General features: G+C 70.1%; 16 protein-coding genes and 1 pseudogene. 10 read left to right on the forward strand and 7 right to left on the reverse strand.

Annotated features, from left to right (window positions below):
• Positions 1 to 10: 10 nt before the first annotated feature.
• Together nrdR and ON41_RS20715 are read right to left on the reverse strand one after the other, a co-directional pair.
• A complete protein-coding gene (nrdR, locus tag ON41_RS20710) occupies positions 11 to 487 on the reverse strand; it encodes a transcriptional regulator NrdR (RefSeq protein ID WP_040749346.1) in 477 nt (158 codons plus the stop codon).
• A 228-nt stretch (positions 488 to 715) separates the two neighbouring features.
• A complete protein-coding gene (locus ON41_RS20715) occupies positions 716 to 1,225 on the reverse strand; it encodes a LysM peptidoglycan-binding domain-containing protein (RefSeq protein WP_051162037.1) in 510 nt (169 codons plus the stop codon).
• Between the two features lie 337 nt (positions 1,226 to 1,562).
• Between ON41_RS20715 and lexA the strand changes: the two genes are divergently transcribed.
• Positions 1,563 to 2,303 (forward strand): transcriptional repressor LexA, encoded by a 741-nt coding sequence (gene lexA / locus ON41_RS20720; RefSeq protein WP_051162039.1) that lies wholly within the window; start codon positions 1,563 to 1,565, stop codon positions 2,301 to 2,303.
• A gap of 6 nt (positions 2,304 to 2,309) precedes the next feature.
• Here lexA and ON41_RS20725 read toward each other — a convergent pair whose 3' ends face one another.
• Positions 2,310 to 2,660 (reverse strand): hypothetical protein, encoded by a 351-nt coding sequence (locus tag ON41_RS20725; protein WP_040749347.1) that lies wholly within the window; start codon positions 2,658 to 2,660, stop codon positions 2,310 to 2,312.
• Between the two features lie 65 nt (positions 2,661 to 2,725).
• Positions 2,726 to 3,715 carry a cation diffusion facilitator family transporter gene (locus ON41_RS20730; RefSeq protein WP_040749348.1) on the reverse strand — a complete coding sequence of 330 codons (990 nt, stop codon included), beginning with the start codon at positions 3,713 to 3,715 and terminating at the stop codon, positions 2,726 to 2,728.
• Between the two features lie 135 nt (positions 3,716 to 3,850).
• Here ON41_RS20730 and ON41_RS20735 point away from each other — a divergent pair, with 135 nt between their 5' ends.
• Positions 3,851 to 4,303 carry a MarR family winged helix-turn-helix transcriptional regulator gene (locus ON41_RS20735; RefSeq protein ID WP_040749349.1) on the forward strand — a complete coding sequence of 151 codons (453 nt, stop codon included), beginning with the start codon at positions 3,851 to 3,853 and terminating at the stop codon, positions 4,301 to 4,303.
• 17 nt (positions 4,304 to 4,320) lie between these two features.
• The gene (locus ON41_RS20740) at positions 4,321 to 4,899 is read left to right on the forward strand and encodes a hydrolase (RefSeq protein ID WP_040749350.1); all 579 of its coding nucleotides are present in this window, start codon (positions 4,321 to 4,323) and stop codon (positions 4,897 to 4,899) included.
• A gap of 110 nt (positions 4,900 to 5,009) precedes the next feature.
• On the opposite strand, the gene ON41_RS20745 is transcribed toward ON41_RS20740, so the two are convergent.
• Positions 5,010 to 5,441, reverse strand: coding sequence for an ester cyclase (locus tag ON41_RS20745; RefSeq protein WP_040749351.1), 432 nt, complete (start codon positions 5,439 to 5,441; stop codon positions 5,010 to 5,012).
• Between the two features lie 410 nt (positions 5,442 to 5,851).
• Here ON41_RS20745 and ON41_RS20750 point away from each other — a divergent pair, with 410 nt between their 5' ends.
• From ON41_RS20750 to ON41_RS20765, 5 genes are all read left to right on the forward strand, one after another.
• On the forward strand, positions 5,852 to 6,658 hold the full coding sequence (locus tag ON41_RS20750) for a GntR family transcriptional regulator (protein ID WP_169336500.1): 807 nt from the start codon (positions 5,852 to 5,854) through the stop codon (positions 6,656 to 6,658).
• Positions 6,655 to 8,064 carry an amidase gene (locus tag ON41_RS20755; protein ID WP_040749352.1) on the forward strand — a complete coding sequence of 470 codons (1,410 nt, stop codon included), beginning with the start codon at positions 6,655 to 6,657 and terminating at the stop codon, positions 8,062 to 8,064. Before ON41_RS20750 ends, ON41_RS20755 begins: the two co-directional genes overlap by 4 nt.
• Positions 8,061 to 8,207, forward strand: coding sequence for a hypothetical protein (locus ON41_RS41715; RefSeq protein ID WP_157185567.1), 147 nt, complete (start codon positions 8,061 to 8,063; stop codon positions 8,205 to 8,207). Before ON41_RS20755 ends, ON41_RS41715 begins: the two co-directional genes overlap by 4 nt.
• Positions 8,208 to 8,423: 216 nt before the next feature.
• A complete protein-coding gene (locus ON41_RS20760; RefSeq protein WP_040749353.1) occupies positions 8,424 to 8,759 on the forward strand; it encodes a histone-like nucleoid-structuring protein Lsr2 in 336 nt (111 codons plus the stop codon).
• Between the two features lie 261 nt (positions 8,760 to 9,020).
• Positions 9,021 to 10,325 (forward strand): sensor domain-containing diguanylate cyclase, encoded by a 1,305-nt coding sequence (locus ON41_RS20765; protein WP_040749354.1) that lies wholly within the window; start codon positions 9,021 to 9,023, stop codon positions 10,323 to 10,325.
• 22 nt (positions 10,326 to 10,347) lie between these two features.
• On the opposite strand, the gene ON41_RS43475 is transcribed toward ON41_RS20765, so the two are convergent.
• Both ON41_RS43475 and ON41_RS20770 read right to left on the reverse strand, forming a co-directional pair.
• Positions 10,348 to 10,470 carry a hypothetical protein gene (locus tag ON41_RS43475; RefSeq protein WP_276325746.1) on the reverse strand — a complete coding sequence of 41 codons (123 nt, stop codon included), beginning with the start codon at positions 10,468 to 10,470 and terminating at the stop codon, positions 10,348 to 10,350.
• Between the two features lie 94 nt (positions 10,471 to 10,564).
• Positions 10,565 to 10,903 (reverse strand): histone-like nucleoid-structuring protein Lsr2, encoded by a 339-nt coding sequence (locus ON41_RS20770; protein WP_040749355.1) that lies wholly within the window; start codon positions 10,901 to 10,903, stop codon positions 10,565 to 10,567.
• Positions 10,904 to 11,385: 482 nt separating this feature from the next.
• On the opposite strand from ON41_RS20770, the gene ON41_RS20775 reads away from it, so the two are divergent.
• Entirely contained in the window at positions 11,386 to 13,458 is a 2,073-nt protein-coding gene (locus ON41_RS20775; protein ID WP_040749356.1) for an AMP-binding protein, read from the forward strand.
• A 147-nt stretch (positions 13,459 to 13,605) separates the two neighbouring features.
• Positions 13,606 to 13,842, forward strand: a pseudogene (locus ON41_RS20780) (PucR family transcriptional regulator); the annotation flags it as partial.

Raw genomic sequence — 13,842 nt, forward strand, 5'->3', positions numbered from 1 at the left:
CGGCCACCCGTCAGTCCGCGGTCGCGCCGACCGTGTGCTCGGAGCGGTGTCGCCGCAGATCGGCGATCTCCCGCTCGAAGTCCTCGGCGGAGCTGAAAGACCGGTACACGGAGGCGAACCGTAGGTACGCCACCTCGTCGAGATCGCGCAGCGGTCCCAGGATGGCGAGCCCCACCTCGTGGCTCGGCACCTCCGGCGAGCCCGTGGCCCGCACGGCGTCCTCCACCTGCTGAGCGAGCAGGTTCAGCGCATCGTCGTCGACTTCGCGGCCTTGGCAGGCGCGGCGCACGCCGCGAATCACCTTTTCGCGGCTGAACGGCTCGGTGACGCCACTGCGTTTCACCACCGACAGGATCGCGGTCTCGACGGTGGTGAACCGCCGCGCGCATTGCGGACACGCGCGACGGCGCCTGATGGCGGAGCCTTCCTCGGCTTCGCGCGAGTCGACGACCCGGGAATCCGGGTGTCGACAGTAGGGGCAATGCATCCGAGATCCTTCGTCGATGCCTGCATCGGTCTACAGCAACGCGGTCGGTTCGTCGCTGGATGGGTCCATCGCAACGCTGTATTCGGTCACAGCAATCCCGAGGATACCCGCAGGACAACGAAGAATGCCGGGTGCACCCCGGTTCAGGCCCCTCAGCCGCTGTTTCGCGACGAGGTCGACGATCGAGTCGGGCAGGCGACGCGGCGCGGCACCGAGTCGGTAAGAACGTCAGCGCTCGGTGGACGGCACGATCAGGGTGCGCCCCGAGGCCACCTCCGCACCGCGTAAGCCGTTGAGCTCCACGATCTTTCGTACCGTGTCGCGCACCGGCTCGCCGGGAGCCACCCGTTGCGCCACATCGGACAGCGACTCGCCCTCGGCCACCTGCACCACCGCGGTGGACGGCTGGGCCGGAGCGCTCGCCCGCAGGTGTGCCACGCCGATCAGGCCCGCGACCACCGCGGCGGTGACGAGCGCGGTGGCGGCCAGCGTCGCGAAACCCACCCGGGCCCGCTCCACCCGGTCGGCGGGGTGGAGGCCGCGCGGCGGCTCGGCGCGGGGCCGGTCGTAGCGCACCACGGCCGACCGGGGGCGGGCGCCCCGCGGGCGGCGGATATCGGTATCCGGGCGGACGAGCCCGGTCGACGGCGAACGCGCGGGCAGCAGCGGCGCGTGCGGGACGGTGTCGAAGCCCAGATCGCTCTCGGCTACCTCGAATTCGCGGATCGCGGTGCGCATCGGACAGACCTCCAGATGGGGTGCGGGACGGAACGCGGCGTTCGATCATCTGTTCGAAGAACTGATGTTCGATTCTTACCATGGGGCACCGACAAAGTCACGAGTTCACGCGACATGCGTCGAACAGATGTTTGAAACCTGGTGGCGAGCGGACTACATTCGAGTCACGAAATCCGGTGAGACCCAGCACGAGCGCCCGCGAGCCTGCTCGGCGCGGCGCAAGGAGGATCCAGAACACCCATGAACGGAGGACGGCGACTGTGAGCGAGCGCAGCGAGCGAACCATCGATACAGCACGCCTCGCGCGCGAGGCAGCCGAACGTCAGCGAGGTGAGTCGTGAGCGAACGCACGGTCGGCGGAGACCCCGACCTCGACGACACCACCACCGATACCGCCGAAACACCCAGCGCCGGTGCGGATCTCACCGCCCGCCAGCGCAAGGTGCTCGAGGTCATCCGCAGTTCGGTCAGCGAGCGCGGCTACCCGCCGAGCATCCGCGAGATCGGCGACGCGGTCGGCCTCACCTCGACCTCCTCGGTCGCGCATCAGCTGCGCGCCCTGGAGCGCAAGGGCTATCTGCGCCGCGACCCGAATCGGCCGCGCGCGGTGGATGTCCGCGGCCTGGACGAGACGGCCGTGCGCGCGGTCGGCGCGGTCGCGAGCCTGCGCGCGGTGGAGACGGAGGCCGAGGGCGACCAGCCGGCCCCGACCTACGTGCCGGTGCTGGGCCGCATCGCCGCCGGTGGCCCGATCCTGGCCGAACAGGCCGTGGAAGACGTCTTCCCGCTGCCGCGCGAGCTGGTCGGCGAGGGGTCGCTGTTCCTGCTGAAGGTCGTCGGCGAGTCGATGGTCGACGCCGCCATCTGCGACGGCGACTGGGTGGTCGTCCGTCAGCAGAACGTCGCCGACAACGGCGACATCGTGGCGGCGATGATCGAGGGCGAGGCGACGGTCAAGACGTTCAAGCGGGCCGGTAAGCAGGTCTGGCTGATGCCGCACAACCCGCTGTTCGAGCCGATCCCGGGTAACGACGCCCAGATCCTCGGCAAGGTCGTCACGGTGATCCGCAAGATCTGAGATCGCTCAGCGAGTGGTCACCACGGTCTCGCGGCCGAGACTGTGCGTGGCGACGTCACCGCGCAGGCGGTTCTCGCACAGCACGCGCACCAGATGCGGCCCGGCCCGCACGGGCCCGGAGTCGAGATCGACGGTGCCGTCGAGGCCCACCGGCTGCCACGGCCCGTCGATGTCGCGCGCCGCGATCTGGCAGTCGTGACCGGGCTTCGCGCCGGTGACGTGCGCGGTGACGGTGGCACCGCCGCCGAAGGTGACCGCGGGCGCCGCCCCCGCCGGGCCGGAACCGGCCGCCAGCAGGCCGACGGTCGCCCCCACGACCAGCACGACACGGATCGCGACCGGACGGTGACGGTTCATGCCATCATCGTCCACCCGCGGGCGGAGAATTTCGTGAATCCGGGGGCGGTGGCGCGCCGCCGGATTCAGCGACCGCCGGTGGCAGCGTTTCCTCGCACGTGTGCGGGGCCGTGGGCGTCCTCGCAGTGTGCGGCGCCCCGCGCGCCGAGTTCGATCAGTTCCGGCTGTGCGTGGTCGACCTGCAGCGTGGCGTGCTCGATGTGGTGCTCGTGTGCCAGCCACTCGGCCAGGTCCTCCCGGACCGCGTGGCAGTCGCGGCCCGGCTCCACCAGGACGTGCGCCGACAGTGCCGGGGAGCCGGAGGTGATCTCCCAGATGTGCAGGTCGTGCACCTCCACCACGCCGGTCCGGGCGGCCATGGCCTGACCGATCTCGGCCGGGTCCAGATCGGGCGGCGCGGCCTCGAGGAAGATCCGGCTCGACGCCCGCACCAGCCCGACGCCCGCGCGCACCATCAGCGCCACCACCACCAGGGTCGCGATCACGTCGGCGCGGGCGAAACCGGTGGTGATGATGACCACGCCGGCGACCGCGGTGGCGATGAAGGCGAACAGGTCGTTGAGGATGTGCTGGAACGCGCCCTCGACATTCAGGCTGGTGCGGTTGGCGCGCGAGATCATCCACGTCGCCGCGAGATTGACCACGATGCCGACCAGCGCGGTGCCCAGTACCAGGCCGCCGGTCACCTCCGGCGGATCGGCCAGACGGCGGATCGCCTCGTAGGCCAGCCAGGCCGCCAGCAGCAGCAGGGTCAGCCCGTTGGCCTGAGCGGACAGGATCTCGACGCGCTTCCAGCCGAAGGTCATCCGGCCCGCCGCGGGACGCGCGGCCAGCCGGATCGCCCACAGCGCCAGCGCGATCGAGGCGGCGTCGGTGAGCATGTGCGCGGCGTCGGACAGCAGGGCCAGCGAGCCGGCGATCACGCCGACGACGACCTCGCCGAGCAGGAACAGCACGATAATCACCAGCGCCCCGGTCAGCCAGCGCTTGTCGCTGTCCGGAGTCGCGTGCGAATGTCCCGCGTGCGCACCGCCGTGGCCGTGTCCCGCGCCCATCGGATCCCCTTTCGTTCGTCTCCGCCGTCCGCGATCATATGCACACATCGCTATGTGTTCAAGTTCCAGAGCCCGAGCGTCGCCTGATAGACAGGCAAACTTGCAAGTTTTACTGCCTTCGAGGAGACTGGCGGCGTGACACGGACAGCGGCGGGCAGACCCGCGAGCGATCTGGCCGAGGCCGCCAGCGAGTTGCGCGTCTCGGTCAGCCGGTTGCTGCGGCGGCTGCGAGCCACCCACTCCGCCCTGGAGGTGACACCGTCGCAGGCCGTGGCGCTGAGCCGGCTGCTCTCCGACGGACCGGCCACGGTGGCCGACCTGGCCCGCGCGGAGTCCGTGCGGCCGCAGTCGATGCGGCTGACGGTCGGCGCTCTCGAGGAGCGCGGGCTGGTCGAGCGCATGCCGCACCCGACCGATCAGCGCCAGGTGCTGATCAGCCCGACCTCCGAGGCGCAGCGGCTGGTCGCCGCCGCCCGCGCCGCCAAGGAGGACTGGCTGGCACACGCGATGGCGACGAAATTGTCCCGCGCGGAACAGGATTCGCTGCTCGCGGCGATTCCGCTGCTGCGCCGGCTCCACGACGACTGAACCACCGAGAGGAACCCATGCCCGCCACCACACTCGATCCGCGGACCGCCCTGGTGCTGATCGATCTGCAACGAGGCATCGTCGGCACGCCGACCGTCCCGCACACGACCGCCGAGGTGGTCGCCCGCGGCGCCGAGCTGGCCCGCGCCTTCCGCAAGGCCGAGCTGCCGGTGGTGCTCGTGCGGGTGTCCTTCGCGCCGGACGGCGCCGACGCCCCGCCCGGCCGCACCGAGGCCGGCGGCCGCTCCGGACCGATGGCGCAGGGCTGGGATTCGCTGGTCGACGAGCTGGACGTGCAGCCGAGCGACATCGTGGTCACCAAGCGGAACTGGGGCGCCTTCCACGGCACCGATCTCGACGTGCAGCTGCGGCGCCGCGGCGTGACCGGCGTCGTCCTGGGTGGCGTCGCGACCAGTATCGGCGTCGACTCCACCGCGCGCGCCGCCTACGAGCACGGCTACCACGTCACCGTCGCCACCGACGCCAGCGCCGACCGCGACGACGACGCTCACACCCACAGCGTCACCAAGATCTTCCCGCGCCTCGGCGAAACCGCCACGACCGACGAGATTCTCGCACTACTCCCCCAGTCCTGAGCCGTCCCGCATGCCCCGCCCTGTCGCCGCGAAGGCGGAACCGGCGGGGCATGCGGCATTCAACGGCCGGGCGGCGGGAACTCGGCGGCCGACCGAGCGGAGCCCGGCGATCAGCCGTCAGACGGAAAGCGCACGCCCAGTTGGTGATAGAGGTCCAAGCGGTCCTGGTATTGGCGGTCGCGGACGACCTTTCGCTCGGCGTCGAAGACGAGGACCTTCGCGTAGGCGAGGCGGAAGCGGCGGCCCGTCGCGGGCAGCAGGGTGACGCCGCCCAGGACGAAGTCACCGGCCGAGGTCGCCTCGCCGACCAGTTCGGCGACGGCGGAATCCGGCCCGGCGTGCACCTCCGCGACCCGCTCGGTGTAGTCCGGGAACGCCGCGAACCAGGCCTTGCTCCAGGCCAGCGTGCCCGCCAGGTCCAGCCGCAGCCCCGTCCCCGTATCGAAGACATAGCCCTCGGCGCAGGTCGCCGCCCACGCCTCCCAATCCTGCCCGGTCCAGGCCCGCTGCACCGCCGCCTGCGCCCGCTCGATCGCTTCCATAACCCTCCGCCCATCCCGGCCCGATCTGACTACAGCATTTCATAGCCAGCGTTCCCCGTCCACCCCACGCTTCACGCACCCTTTCCGTACTCGCGCACCCCCTCCAGCGCTCTGGAACGGGTGCGGGAGTGCGAAAGGGGTGCGTGAAGTGTTGGGGCGAGGGGGCGGGCGTGCTCAGGCTGTGCGCGGCGAGGTGCGGGAAGACCGGAGGTGGGCGGGGGGCGCGGAAGGGGGTGCGAGACGTGGAGGCTGGGTGGTTGGTGGGGTGCGGGGGTCGCGGAACTTGGGGGTGTGGGTGGGAAAGGGGAGGTCAGAGGGGTGGGTGGGGGTGGGAGGGTCGCGTAACTGGAGATTTACCGGGATGTGTTGTCGCGTAATCGTGGGGTAGGCACGCTACGGCCATGTCCTCCATGGCGATTGGACCCGGTGGTGAGATGGGCCGGGCAGAGGGGCGCGGGGTGGCGCCGACGGCGTCGCATCTGGCGGCGCGGCGGGTGCGGGATCTGTTGCGCGCGGCGTTGCGGGCCGGAGAGTTCGGGAGCGGGCGACTGCCGGCCGAGGCGGAGCTGATGGTGCAGTATCGCGTGCCGCGGGACGTGCTGCGCGAGGCGCTGGATCTGCTGCGCCGCGACGGGTTGATCGAACGGCGGCGCGGGCTGGGCACGCTGGCCGTGCACGCCGACCACGTGGTGCCGGGGGCGTTGCCGCCGCGCGGCCGCGCGCTGGACGAGCATCTGGCGGTCGGGCGGATCACGCCGCGGTTGCTGCACTGGACCTGGATTCCGGCGCCGCGGGTGATCGCCGATCAGCTCGACGGCGCCGCGGTCGGCGACGACTGCCTGTGCGTCGAATACGTCCTGCTCGCCGAGCAGCGGCCGATGGCGGTGTTCACCAACTACATTCGCGCGCCGGAGGCGGCCGGGATCGACCGGTCCGGCTTCCGGCGCGACTTCTACGCGCTGTTGCATTCCGGCGGTATCGACACCGTCAGCTGTGACGTCGGCGTCCAGGCCGGACGCGCCGACGACCACACCGCCGCCCTGCTGCGGGTCCCGCCGGGCGAGCCGGTTCTGCTCGTGCAGCAGCGCATTCGCGACCATGCCGACCAGGTGGTCGACTACGCGCTCGGCACGTGCCGCAACGAGTTGCTCATCGATATCGGCCGCATTCCCCGCATCGACCTCATCGGCACGCACCGACGGAAGGATCCCGCATGACCGAAACAGTCACCCGCCCAGCCTCGTTCGAGACGGTCACCGATGCGAGCGCCGCGCTCCGCCGCGGCGATGTCACCGCGACCGACCTGGTCGACGGGGCACTCGCCACGACCGACGACCTGGGGGTGTATCTCGCCCGGTTCGACGAACGCGCCCGTGCCCGCGCCGCCGATATCGACCGGCGGCTGGCCGACGGGGAATCACTGCCGCCGCTGGCCGGAATCCCGGTGGGCGTCAAGGACATTCTCGCCCACACCGAGGGCCCGACGACGGCGCAGAGCCTGGTGCTGGACCCGGCCTGGGCCGCCGGGATCGGTGACTGCGCCGTGGTCCGCCGACTGGAGCGCGCGGGCGCGGTCGTCACCGGCAAGACCAGCACGATGGAATTCGCGATCGGAGTTCCCGATCCCGACAAGCCGTTTCCGGTGCCGCGCTGCGCCTGGGACACCGATCGCTGGGCCGGCGGTTCCAGCTCCGGGTCGGGCTCCGGGGTGGCCGCCGGGATATTCCTCGCCTCGATCGGCACCGATACGGCGGGCAGCATCCGGATACCGGCGGCGTTCAACGGCGTCACCGGGCTCAAACCCACCTTCGGCCGGGTGCCGAAATCCGGTGTGGTGCCCCTGGGTTACACCCTCGATCACGTCGGGCCGCTGGCCCGCTCCGCGGCCGACTGCGCGCTGCTGCTGTCGGTGCTCGCGGGTCCGGACGCCGACGATCCGTACAGCGCGGCCGTCCCGGTCGCCGACTATCCCGCCGCGCTCACCGGCGACCTGCGCGGCGTCACGGTCGGCGTCGACGATCTCGACCGCTTCGCCGACGGCGGCATCGACCCCGAGCAGCCGGCGCTGTTCGCCGCGGCCCTCGACGCCCTCCGCGCCGCGGGTGCGACCGTGGTGCCGGTCGAGGTCCCGATGTACCCGGAACTGGTGGCCATCGACCTCGTGGTGATGCTCGCCGAGGCGCACGCCTATCACCGCGCGACCCTGCGCGACCGCTGGACCGACTACGGGCGCGGCACCCGCATCGTGCTCGCGGGCGGCGCCGCGGTCACCGGCCCGGACTACGTTCAGGCGCAACGGGTCCGGCGCCTGGCGCAGCAGCGGATGTCCGATCTGCTCACCCGGGTCGATCTCGTCGTCACCCCGACCGGTCATCTCGGCGCGCCGCCGCTGTCCTCGCTGGATCCATTGCAGCCGCTCGGCGCGCTGTCCTCGCTGCACACGCCCTACTGGAATCCGCTCGGAAATCCCACCCTCGCGGTACCCATCGGGTTATCCGCCGACGCGACTCCCCTGTCGATGTCGATCAGCGGGCGGTATTTCGACGAGGCGACCGTTCTGCGCGCCGGTGACGCCTTTCAGCGCCGGACCGCTCACCACCTAGCCAAGAAAGGCGTCCGATGACTACCCCTGCCTGGTCCACCGAGCCCGAGGAAAACGCGGCGATCGACGCGCTGCACACGATGCTGGCCGAGCTGGCCGACCTCCTGCACGGCTGCGCCGACGCGCGGTACGGCGACCCGAGCGGCGGCTACCGCGTCGGCTGACGCGCCCCCGGCCGAATACACGGTGCGGACGAACCCCGCTGCGCTGGGAAAACGTGCGCCCGATGCCCGGGAATTACGTCCGGAGCGGATTGTTTAAGCCCTTTCGCACATTCGCGGAGGAAACGCCGAATAACGTCGGATTCGCTACGCCGCACTCGGCTGCGGTACGGTATACACAATCCGAGTAGATCCGTGTCCGTGCGAAAGGGCTGGCTCATGGCCAAGAAGGTCACCGTCACGCTCATCGACGATTACGACGGGAAGTCCAAAGCGGATGAGACCGTACAGTTCTCGATCGATGGCGTGGCCTATGAAATCGATCTCTCCACGTTGAATGCCGGTAAGCTCCGGGGCTCCCTGGAACCCTGGTCGGAAAAGGCCCGGAAGGTGGGCCGGGTGAAGTCCGGCGCCGTCGCACGGCCGAAGTCGGCGGCCGACCGCGAACAGACGGTCGCCATCCGAGAATGGGCGAAGAAACACGGCTACAACGTGTCGGCACGTGGGCGAATTTCGTCCGAGATCGTCGCCGCCTATCACAAAGCGAACAAGTAACTGCTGCTCCGGGGCCTGTGCCCCGGTAAAGGGGTTCCGGACGGGCCCGGATTACCGCGTCGTAGGGCGCGATAATCCGGGCCCGTCTCGTGCGCGGCCGAGGGGATCCGCCACCGTCCGCTACTGCGCAGCACCGGCCGTCAGGCGGCGTACCGGCCGCATACCTGTCGGACCGCGGCGGTAGCCTGTGATCATGGTGCGGCAGCGAGCCGTTACCGCATGTCATCGAGTGCACGTCTATTCCGGGCGGGGGTAGTTGGCATGACACGCGAACAGACCGTCGCCGCGCTGGCACGGGAATGGCGAACGGCGGTGTCCGGCACCGGATTCGTGCCGATGACACAGAGCGAGCTCGAACAGTTGCTGACCAGGCTGCTCGAGCAGTTGCTGACGGCTGTCACCGCCGACCCGTTCGACGGCGCCGCCGCGGCCGACGTCGGGGCCCATCTGGTCCGTGCCAATCTGACCGACCCGCAGGTGCTCGCCCGCACGTCCCGCGCGCTCGCACCGTTGGCCGAGTGGATGGCGCCGCTGCGCGAGCGGGTGATCGCGGGCCTCGGCGAACTCGCCAACGGCTACACCACGGAATTGATGGCCACCCGGGCGCGCCACCAGGAGATGCTGCACGCCGCCATGGCCGATGCCCGCCAGGCCGCCGAGGTCCGGTTCCGCGTGCTGTTCGACAATGCCGCGGTCGCGATCGGCATCGGCGATATGGCCGGCCGGGTCGTCGACGCGAATCCGGCCCTGGCCGCCATGTTGGGCCGGCCGGTGGAACGACTACGCGGGCTCCCCGTCTCGGAACTGGTCCATCCCGACGACCGCGCGGAGCTGAAGACCCGGGTATTCGACGAGTTGCTGGGCGCCGGCTCCGGCACGACGCGCCTGGAACTGCGCTACACCCGCCCCGACGACGAGAGCGGCTGGGCCGCTTGGGCCATCACGCTGGTACCGGCGGCGGGCGGCCGCTCGGCCTATCTGCTCGTGGTCGGCGAGGACACCACCCAGCGCCGCGCTCTCCAAGCCGAGCTGAGCCGCCAGGCCCGCCACGATCCGCTGACCGGCCTACCCAATCGCCGCCAGCTGGTCGAGACGATCTCGGAGATCATCGCCGCGGCGGGCCCCGCCGACCGGATCGGTATCGGCTTCATCGACCTGGACGGTTTCAAGGCGGTCAACGACACCTACGGCCACGGCGTCGGCGACCGTTTGCTGGCGGCGGTGGCGCCCCGCCTGACCGCGCGGGCCTCCGGCGCCATGCTGGCGCGCGTCGGCGGCGACGAGTTCGTCGTGCTGTTCCCGCCGCCCTGCGACGCGGCCCGGGTCGCGACGGTGACGACCGCGCTGCTCGACGCGCTGTCCGAACCGATCACGGTCGACGATCTCCGGCTGACCATCTCGGCCTGTATCGGCGCGGTGGTCACCCCGGTGGTCGGCGCCGACGCCGAGCGATTGCTGGACGCCGCCGACGCCGGCCTCTACCGGGCCAAGGCCGCGGGCCCGAACCGCTGGGTCCTGCACAATCACGACATCACGGCGGGCGCGGTACTCCCCGGCCTGCACTGAGGGCCCAGCGTGGCCCGATGCCTCAGGGGAGCAGCAGCTTACCGAGGAAATCGGAGATCGTGCCCATGAGCTGATCGATGAAATGCGGGATCATCGCCTGGTCCTTCCGTCGGGTCGCGAATACCGGCCGTGTCGATCCGGACAATTCGCTGAGGATTTGCAGGTACTGCTCGGTATTCGGCGCGACGGTGGCCGTGGATGGGCGGCGGGGCTCCCCGAATCGGGTCAGTCGAATCGGGTCAGTCGGCGGCGCGGCCGGCGCTGAGGTAGGCGCGGAGCACGTCGGCGGGCACGCGGCCGCGCGACGGAACCGGGAGACCGTTCTCGCGCGCCCATTTTCGCGCCGCCGTCGACTGGACCGCGGTCAGCGTCGTCGGTTGCTTGACGCCGAGCGCGGTGCGGCGGACGCGACGGGCGTGCGCCGTCCACTCCTGCAGTGCCTCCCGTAGCCGGGCGGCATTGGCGGCCGACAGGTCGATCTCGTAGGTCACCCCGTCCAGCCCGAAGACCACTGTCTCGTCGGCCGTCGACGCGCCGTCGACGTCGTCGACGTGCGTGACCAGTACACGATGTGCCATTGCGTGCTCCTTCGCACCCCGACCCCGATCCCCCTCGTACTCCCCCATGCTCGTAACCTACTGAGCGGCACGAGTATTCGCGGCGCCACTGGGAAACTTCACGAATTCCGGGACGTTCACCTAGTGACATGTGACAACCCGAATCCGGCCAGGGGACTCCGCGACGGTGCCCGCCCCACCGGATCCGTTGGGCCCCAGCCACTTCCGCTCCGCACCGGCCACGTATTCCACCGCCATGGCCCGATTCCCGGTGTCACAAGTCCGGGCGATCGAATCCAGGGAATAGTCACAAGTATTCACGGCACAATTCTCGATCGGCCATAAGCCCGGTAAACTGCCCCGCAAAGAGAGTGAAATAGGTCTGCCTCGCACTCCGAAATGCGTTCCGTGACAACATCCTTGACCGGCATCGATGGAACCGGCTACAAAGGAGTTCCCGCCGGTCCAGCCCGTTCGAACCGGCCCGCGAGAAGTGTACGAAGTTGACTACCGATGTCATCGACGCGACCGTAGAATTGCCGGTCGCACGGCAATCCGTGTGGGAACTCCTCACGGATGCGCCGACCTATTCACGAATTTTCACCGGGATCGGCGCGTGCGATCGCCTGGAGACGATCGGCGGGCATCCGCTGTGGCAGTTCCGGATCGGCACGCCCCGCACCGGAATCCGCACGTTCGCCGCGACGATCGTCGTCGGCAGACCCGGCGATACGCTCGAACTCGAGTGCGCCGCCACCGGGAGCTTCGTGGCCGTGCGGCTGCGCGACGGCCGCGACGGCGACGGCACCCGGGTCACGGTCACCTTCTTCAGCCCGGGGCGCATCCATCCCGTGGTGGCCGCCATGTCCAATGCCGACATCGTCGCCTGGGCCGAGGACGGGCTGGAGCGGCTGGCCGAATGGGCCTCCGGCGCGCAGACATCGGTGGTCGTCAACGGCGAGGACACCCCGCTGCGCCGGCGCGCCGATGTGGCCCGCCAGATGATCGCCAGCGGCGTCGTGCGCAGCTACCGCCCGGACCGGGGCGCCAAGCAGATGGCGAACCTCGCCAAGTGGGGCTTCAACCTGGCCGGCGGCTATGCCGCGGCGGCCGCGTACGCCCCGCGGCGGATCGCGGTCGTCGACGATCACGGCACCCGCACGTTCACCGAGATCCACCAGCGCAGCCACGCGCTGGCGGCGGCGATGGCCCGGCTCGGGCTGGGTGCGGGCGATGCGCTCGGCCTGCTCGCCCGCAATCACGCCGGCATGGTCGAAACCATGGTCGCCGCGGGCAAACTCGGCGTGGACGTGGTGCTGCTGAACGCCGGCCTGTCGGCGCGGCGGATCGAGGAGATCGTGCAGCGGCACCGGCTCGAGCACCTGTTCGTCGACAGCGATCTGGAACAGCTGGTGCACTACCTGCACTCCGATATCCAGCGGGTGTTCACCGATGCCGCCGGGCCGGACCGCACCACGATCGACGATCTGATCGCGGAGGGGCACACCAGCTTCCGCAAACCGGCGCACGGCGGGCGGCTCATCGTGCTCACCTCCGGCACCAGCGGCACCCCCAAGGGCGCCCGTCGCCCGCACCCCAAGGGTTTCGCGACCGTGGCGGCGCTGCTGTCGCGCATCCCGATGCGGATGAACGAGACCATGCTGATCCCCGCGCCGCTGTTCCACACCTGGGGCATGGCGGCACTGCAACTGAGCACGCCGCTGCGGGCCACCGTGGTCCTCCCGGAACAGTTCGACGCCCGCGACACCCTGCGCCTGATCGCCGAGAACCGGGTCACCACACTGATTCTCGTACCGACCATGGTGCAGCGCATCCTCGACCTGCCCACCCACGTGCGCGCCCGGTTCGACACCTCCAGCCTGCGCATCGTGGCCAGTTGCGGCGCGCCGCTGGCCGGCGCCACCGTGCAGCGCTTCATGGACACCTACGGCGAGGTCCTCTACAACGTCTACGGTTCCACCGAGGTCTCGTGGGCCACCATCGCCACGCCCGAGGATCTGCTCACCTCCCCCACCACCGCCGGCCGCCCGCCGCTGGGCACCCGGGTCGCGGTGCTCGGCGAGGACCTGAAGCCGGTGCCCGTCGGCACCACCGGACGCATCTATGTGGGCAATCACATGCTGTTCGACGGCTACGTCAACGCTGCCCCGCCGGAGGAGGCCGAGGGCATGCTCGACACCGGCGACCTCGGCTATCTCGATGCCGCCGGGCGGCTGTTCATCGCCGGCCGCGACGACGAGATGATCATCTCGGGCGGCGAGAACGTCTTCCCGCGTCCGGTGGAGGAGGCGCTGGCGCATCTGCCGCAGATCACCGACGTCGCCGTGGTCGGGGTGCCCGATCGCGAATTCGGCCAGCGGCTGGCGGCGTTCATCGTCAAACGGGAGGGTTCCGGCCTGGACCCGGACATGATCCGCACCTATGTCCGCCACCGGCTCAGCCGCTTCTCGGTGCCGCGCGACGTCACCTTCCTGCCCGCGTTGCCGCGCGGGGAAACCGGCAAGGTGCTCAAACGACTACTCACCGGCTCTCCGGCCGATCCGTCGCCGCTGTGACCGCGCTGCCACTGTGATCGCTCACCAGGCACGCGGGGTGGGTTCTCCCGAGATATCACGATCGATTGTGAAACTTGCCCTAGCGGATCTCGAAACGGTTACGTTGATACCGCAGCGCAGTCAACGGGGGTGTAAGGAGTTTCTCCGATGTCCGTTACCACTCCGGACCGCCCGGGCCTGACCGTCTCGGGGCGACCGATGTCGTCACCGCTGAAGGACGTCTGGGCCCTGTCCCGCCACATGGTCGGTCACTTCGTCGAGAACGTGGCGCCCTGCGGGACGCTTCCCGGCGACGCCATCCACGGCGACGTCACCGTCATCACCCGCACCTGCCTGGAACTGGCCGTCAGCATGATGGACGGTCACAACATCCCGGAGAAGACC

This window comes from Nocardia transvalensis NBRC 15921, assembly GCF_000308875.1.
Taxonomy (GTDB): domain Bacteria; phylum Actinomycetota; class Actinomycetes; order Mycobacteriales; family Mycobacteriaceae; genus Nocardia; species Nocardia transvalensis.

Excerpts from the sequence above, each read along its gene's own strand:
- ON41_RS20750 (WP_169336500.1), top strand. The coding sequence starts at position 5,852 with ATGGCGATTGGACCCGGTGGTGAGATGGGCCGGGCAGAGGGGCGCGGG.
- ON41_RS20740 (WP_040749350.1), top strand. The coding sequence starts at position 4,321 with ATGCCCGCCACCACACTCGATCCGCGGACCGCCCTGGTGCTGATCGAT.
- ON41_RS20770 (WP_040749355.1), bottom strand. The coding sequence starts at position 10,903 with ATGGCACATCGTGTACTGGTCACGCACGTCGACGACGTCGACGGCGCG.
- ON41_RS20745 (WP_040749351.1), bottom strand. The coding sequence starts at position 5,441 with ATGGAAGCGATCGAGCGGGCGCAGGCGGCGGTGCAGCGGGCCTGGACC.
- nrdR (WP_040749346.1), bottom strand. The coding sequence starts at position 487 with ATGCATTGCCCCTACTGTCGACACCCGGATTCCCGGGTCGTCGACTCG.
- ON41_RS20760 (WP_040749353.1), top strand. The coding sequence starts at position 8,424 with ATGGCCAAGAAGGTCACCGTCACGCTCATCGACGATTACGACGGGAAG.
- ON41_RS41715 (WP_157185567.1), top strand. The coding sequence starts at position 8,061 with ATGACTACCCCTGCCTGGTCCACCGAGCCCGAGGAAAACGCGGCGATC.
- ON41_RS20755 (WP_040749352.1), top strand. The coding sequence starts at position 6,655 with ATGACCGAAACAGTCACCCGCCCAGCCTCGTTCGAGACGGTCACCGAT.
- ON41_RS20765 (WP_040749354.1), top strand. The coding sequence starts at position 9,021 with ATGACACGCGAACAGACCGTCGCCGCGCTGGCACGGGAATGGCGAACG.
- ON41_RS20730 (WP_040749348.1), bottom strand. The coding sequence starts at position 3,715 with ATGGGCGCGGGACACGGCCACGGCGGTGCGCACGCGGGACATTCGCAC.
- ON41_RS20725 (WP_040749347.1), bottom strand. The coding sequence starts at position 2,660 with ATGAACCGTCACCGTCCGGTCGCGATCCGTGTCGTGCTGGTCGTGGGG.
- ON41_RS20715 (WP_051162037.1), bottom strand. The coding sequence starts at position 1,225 with ATGCGCACCGCGATCCGCGAATTCGAGGTAGCCGAGAGCGATCTGGGC.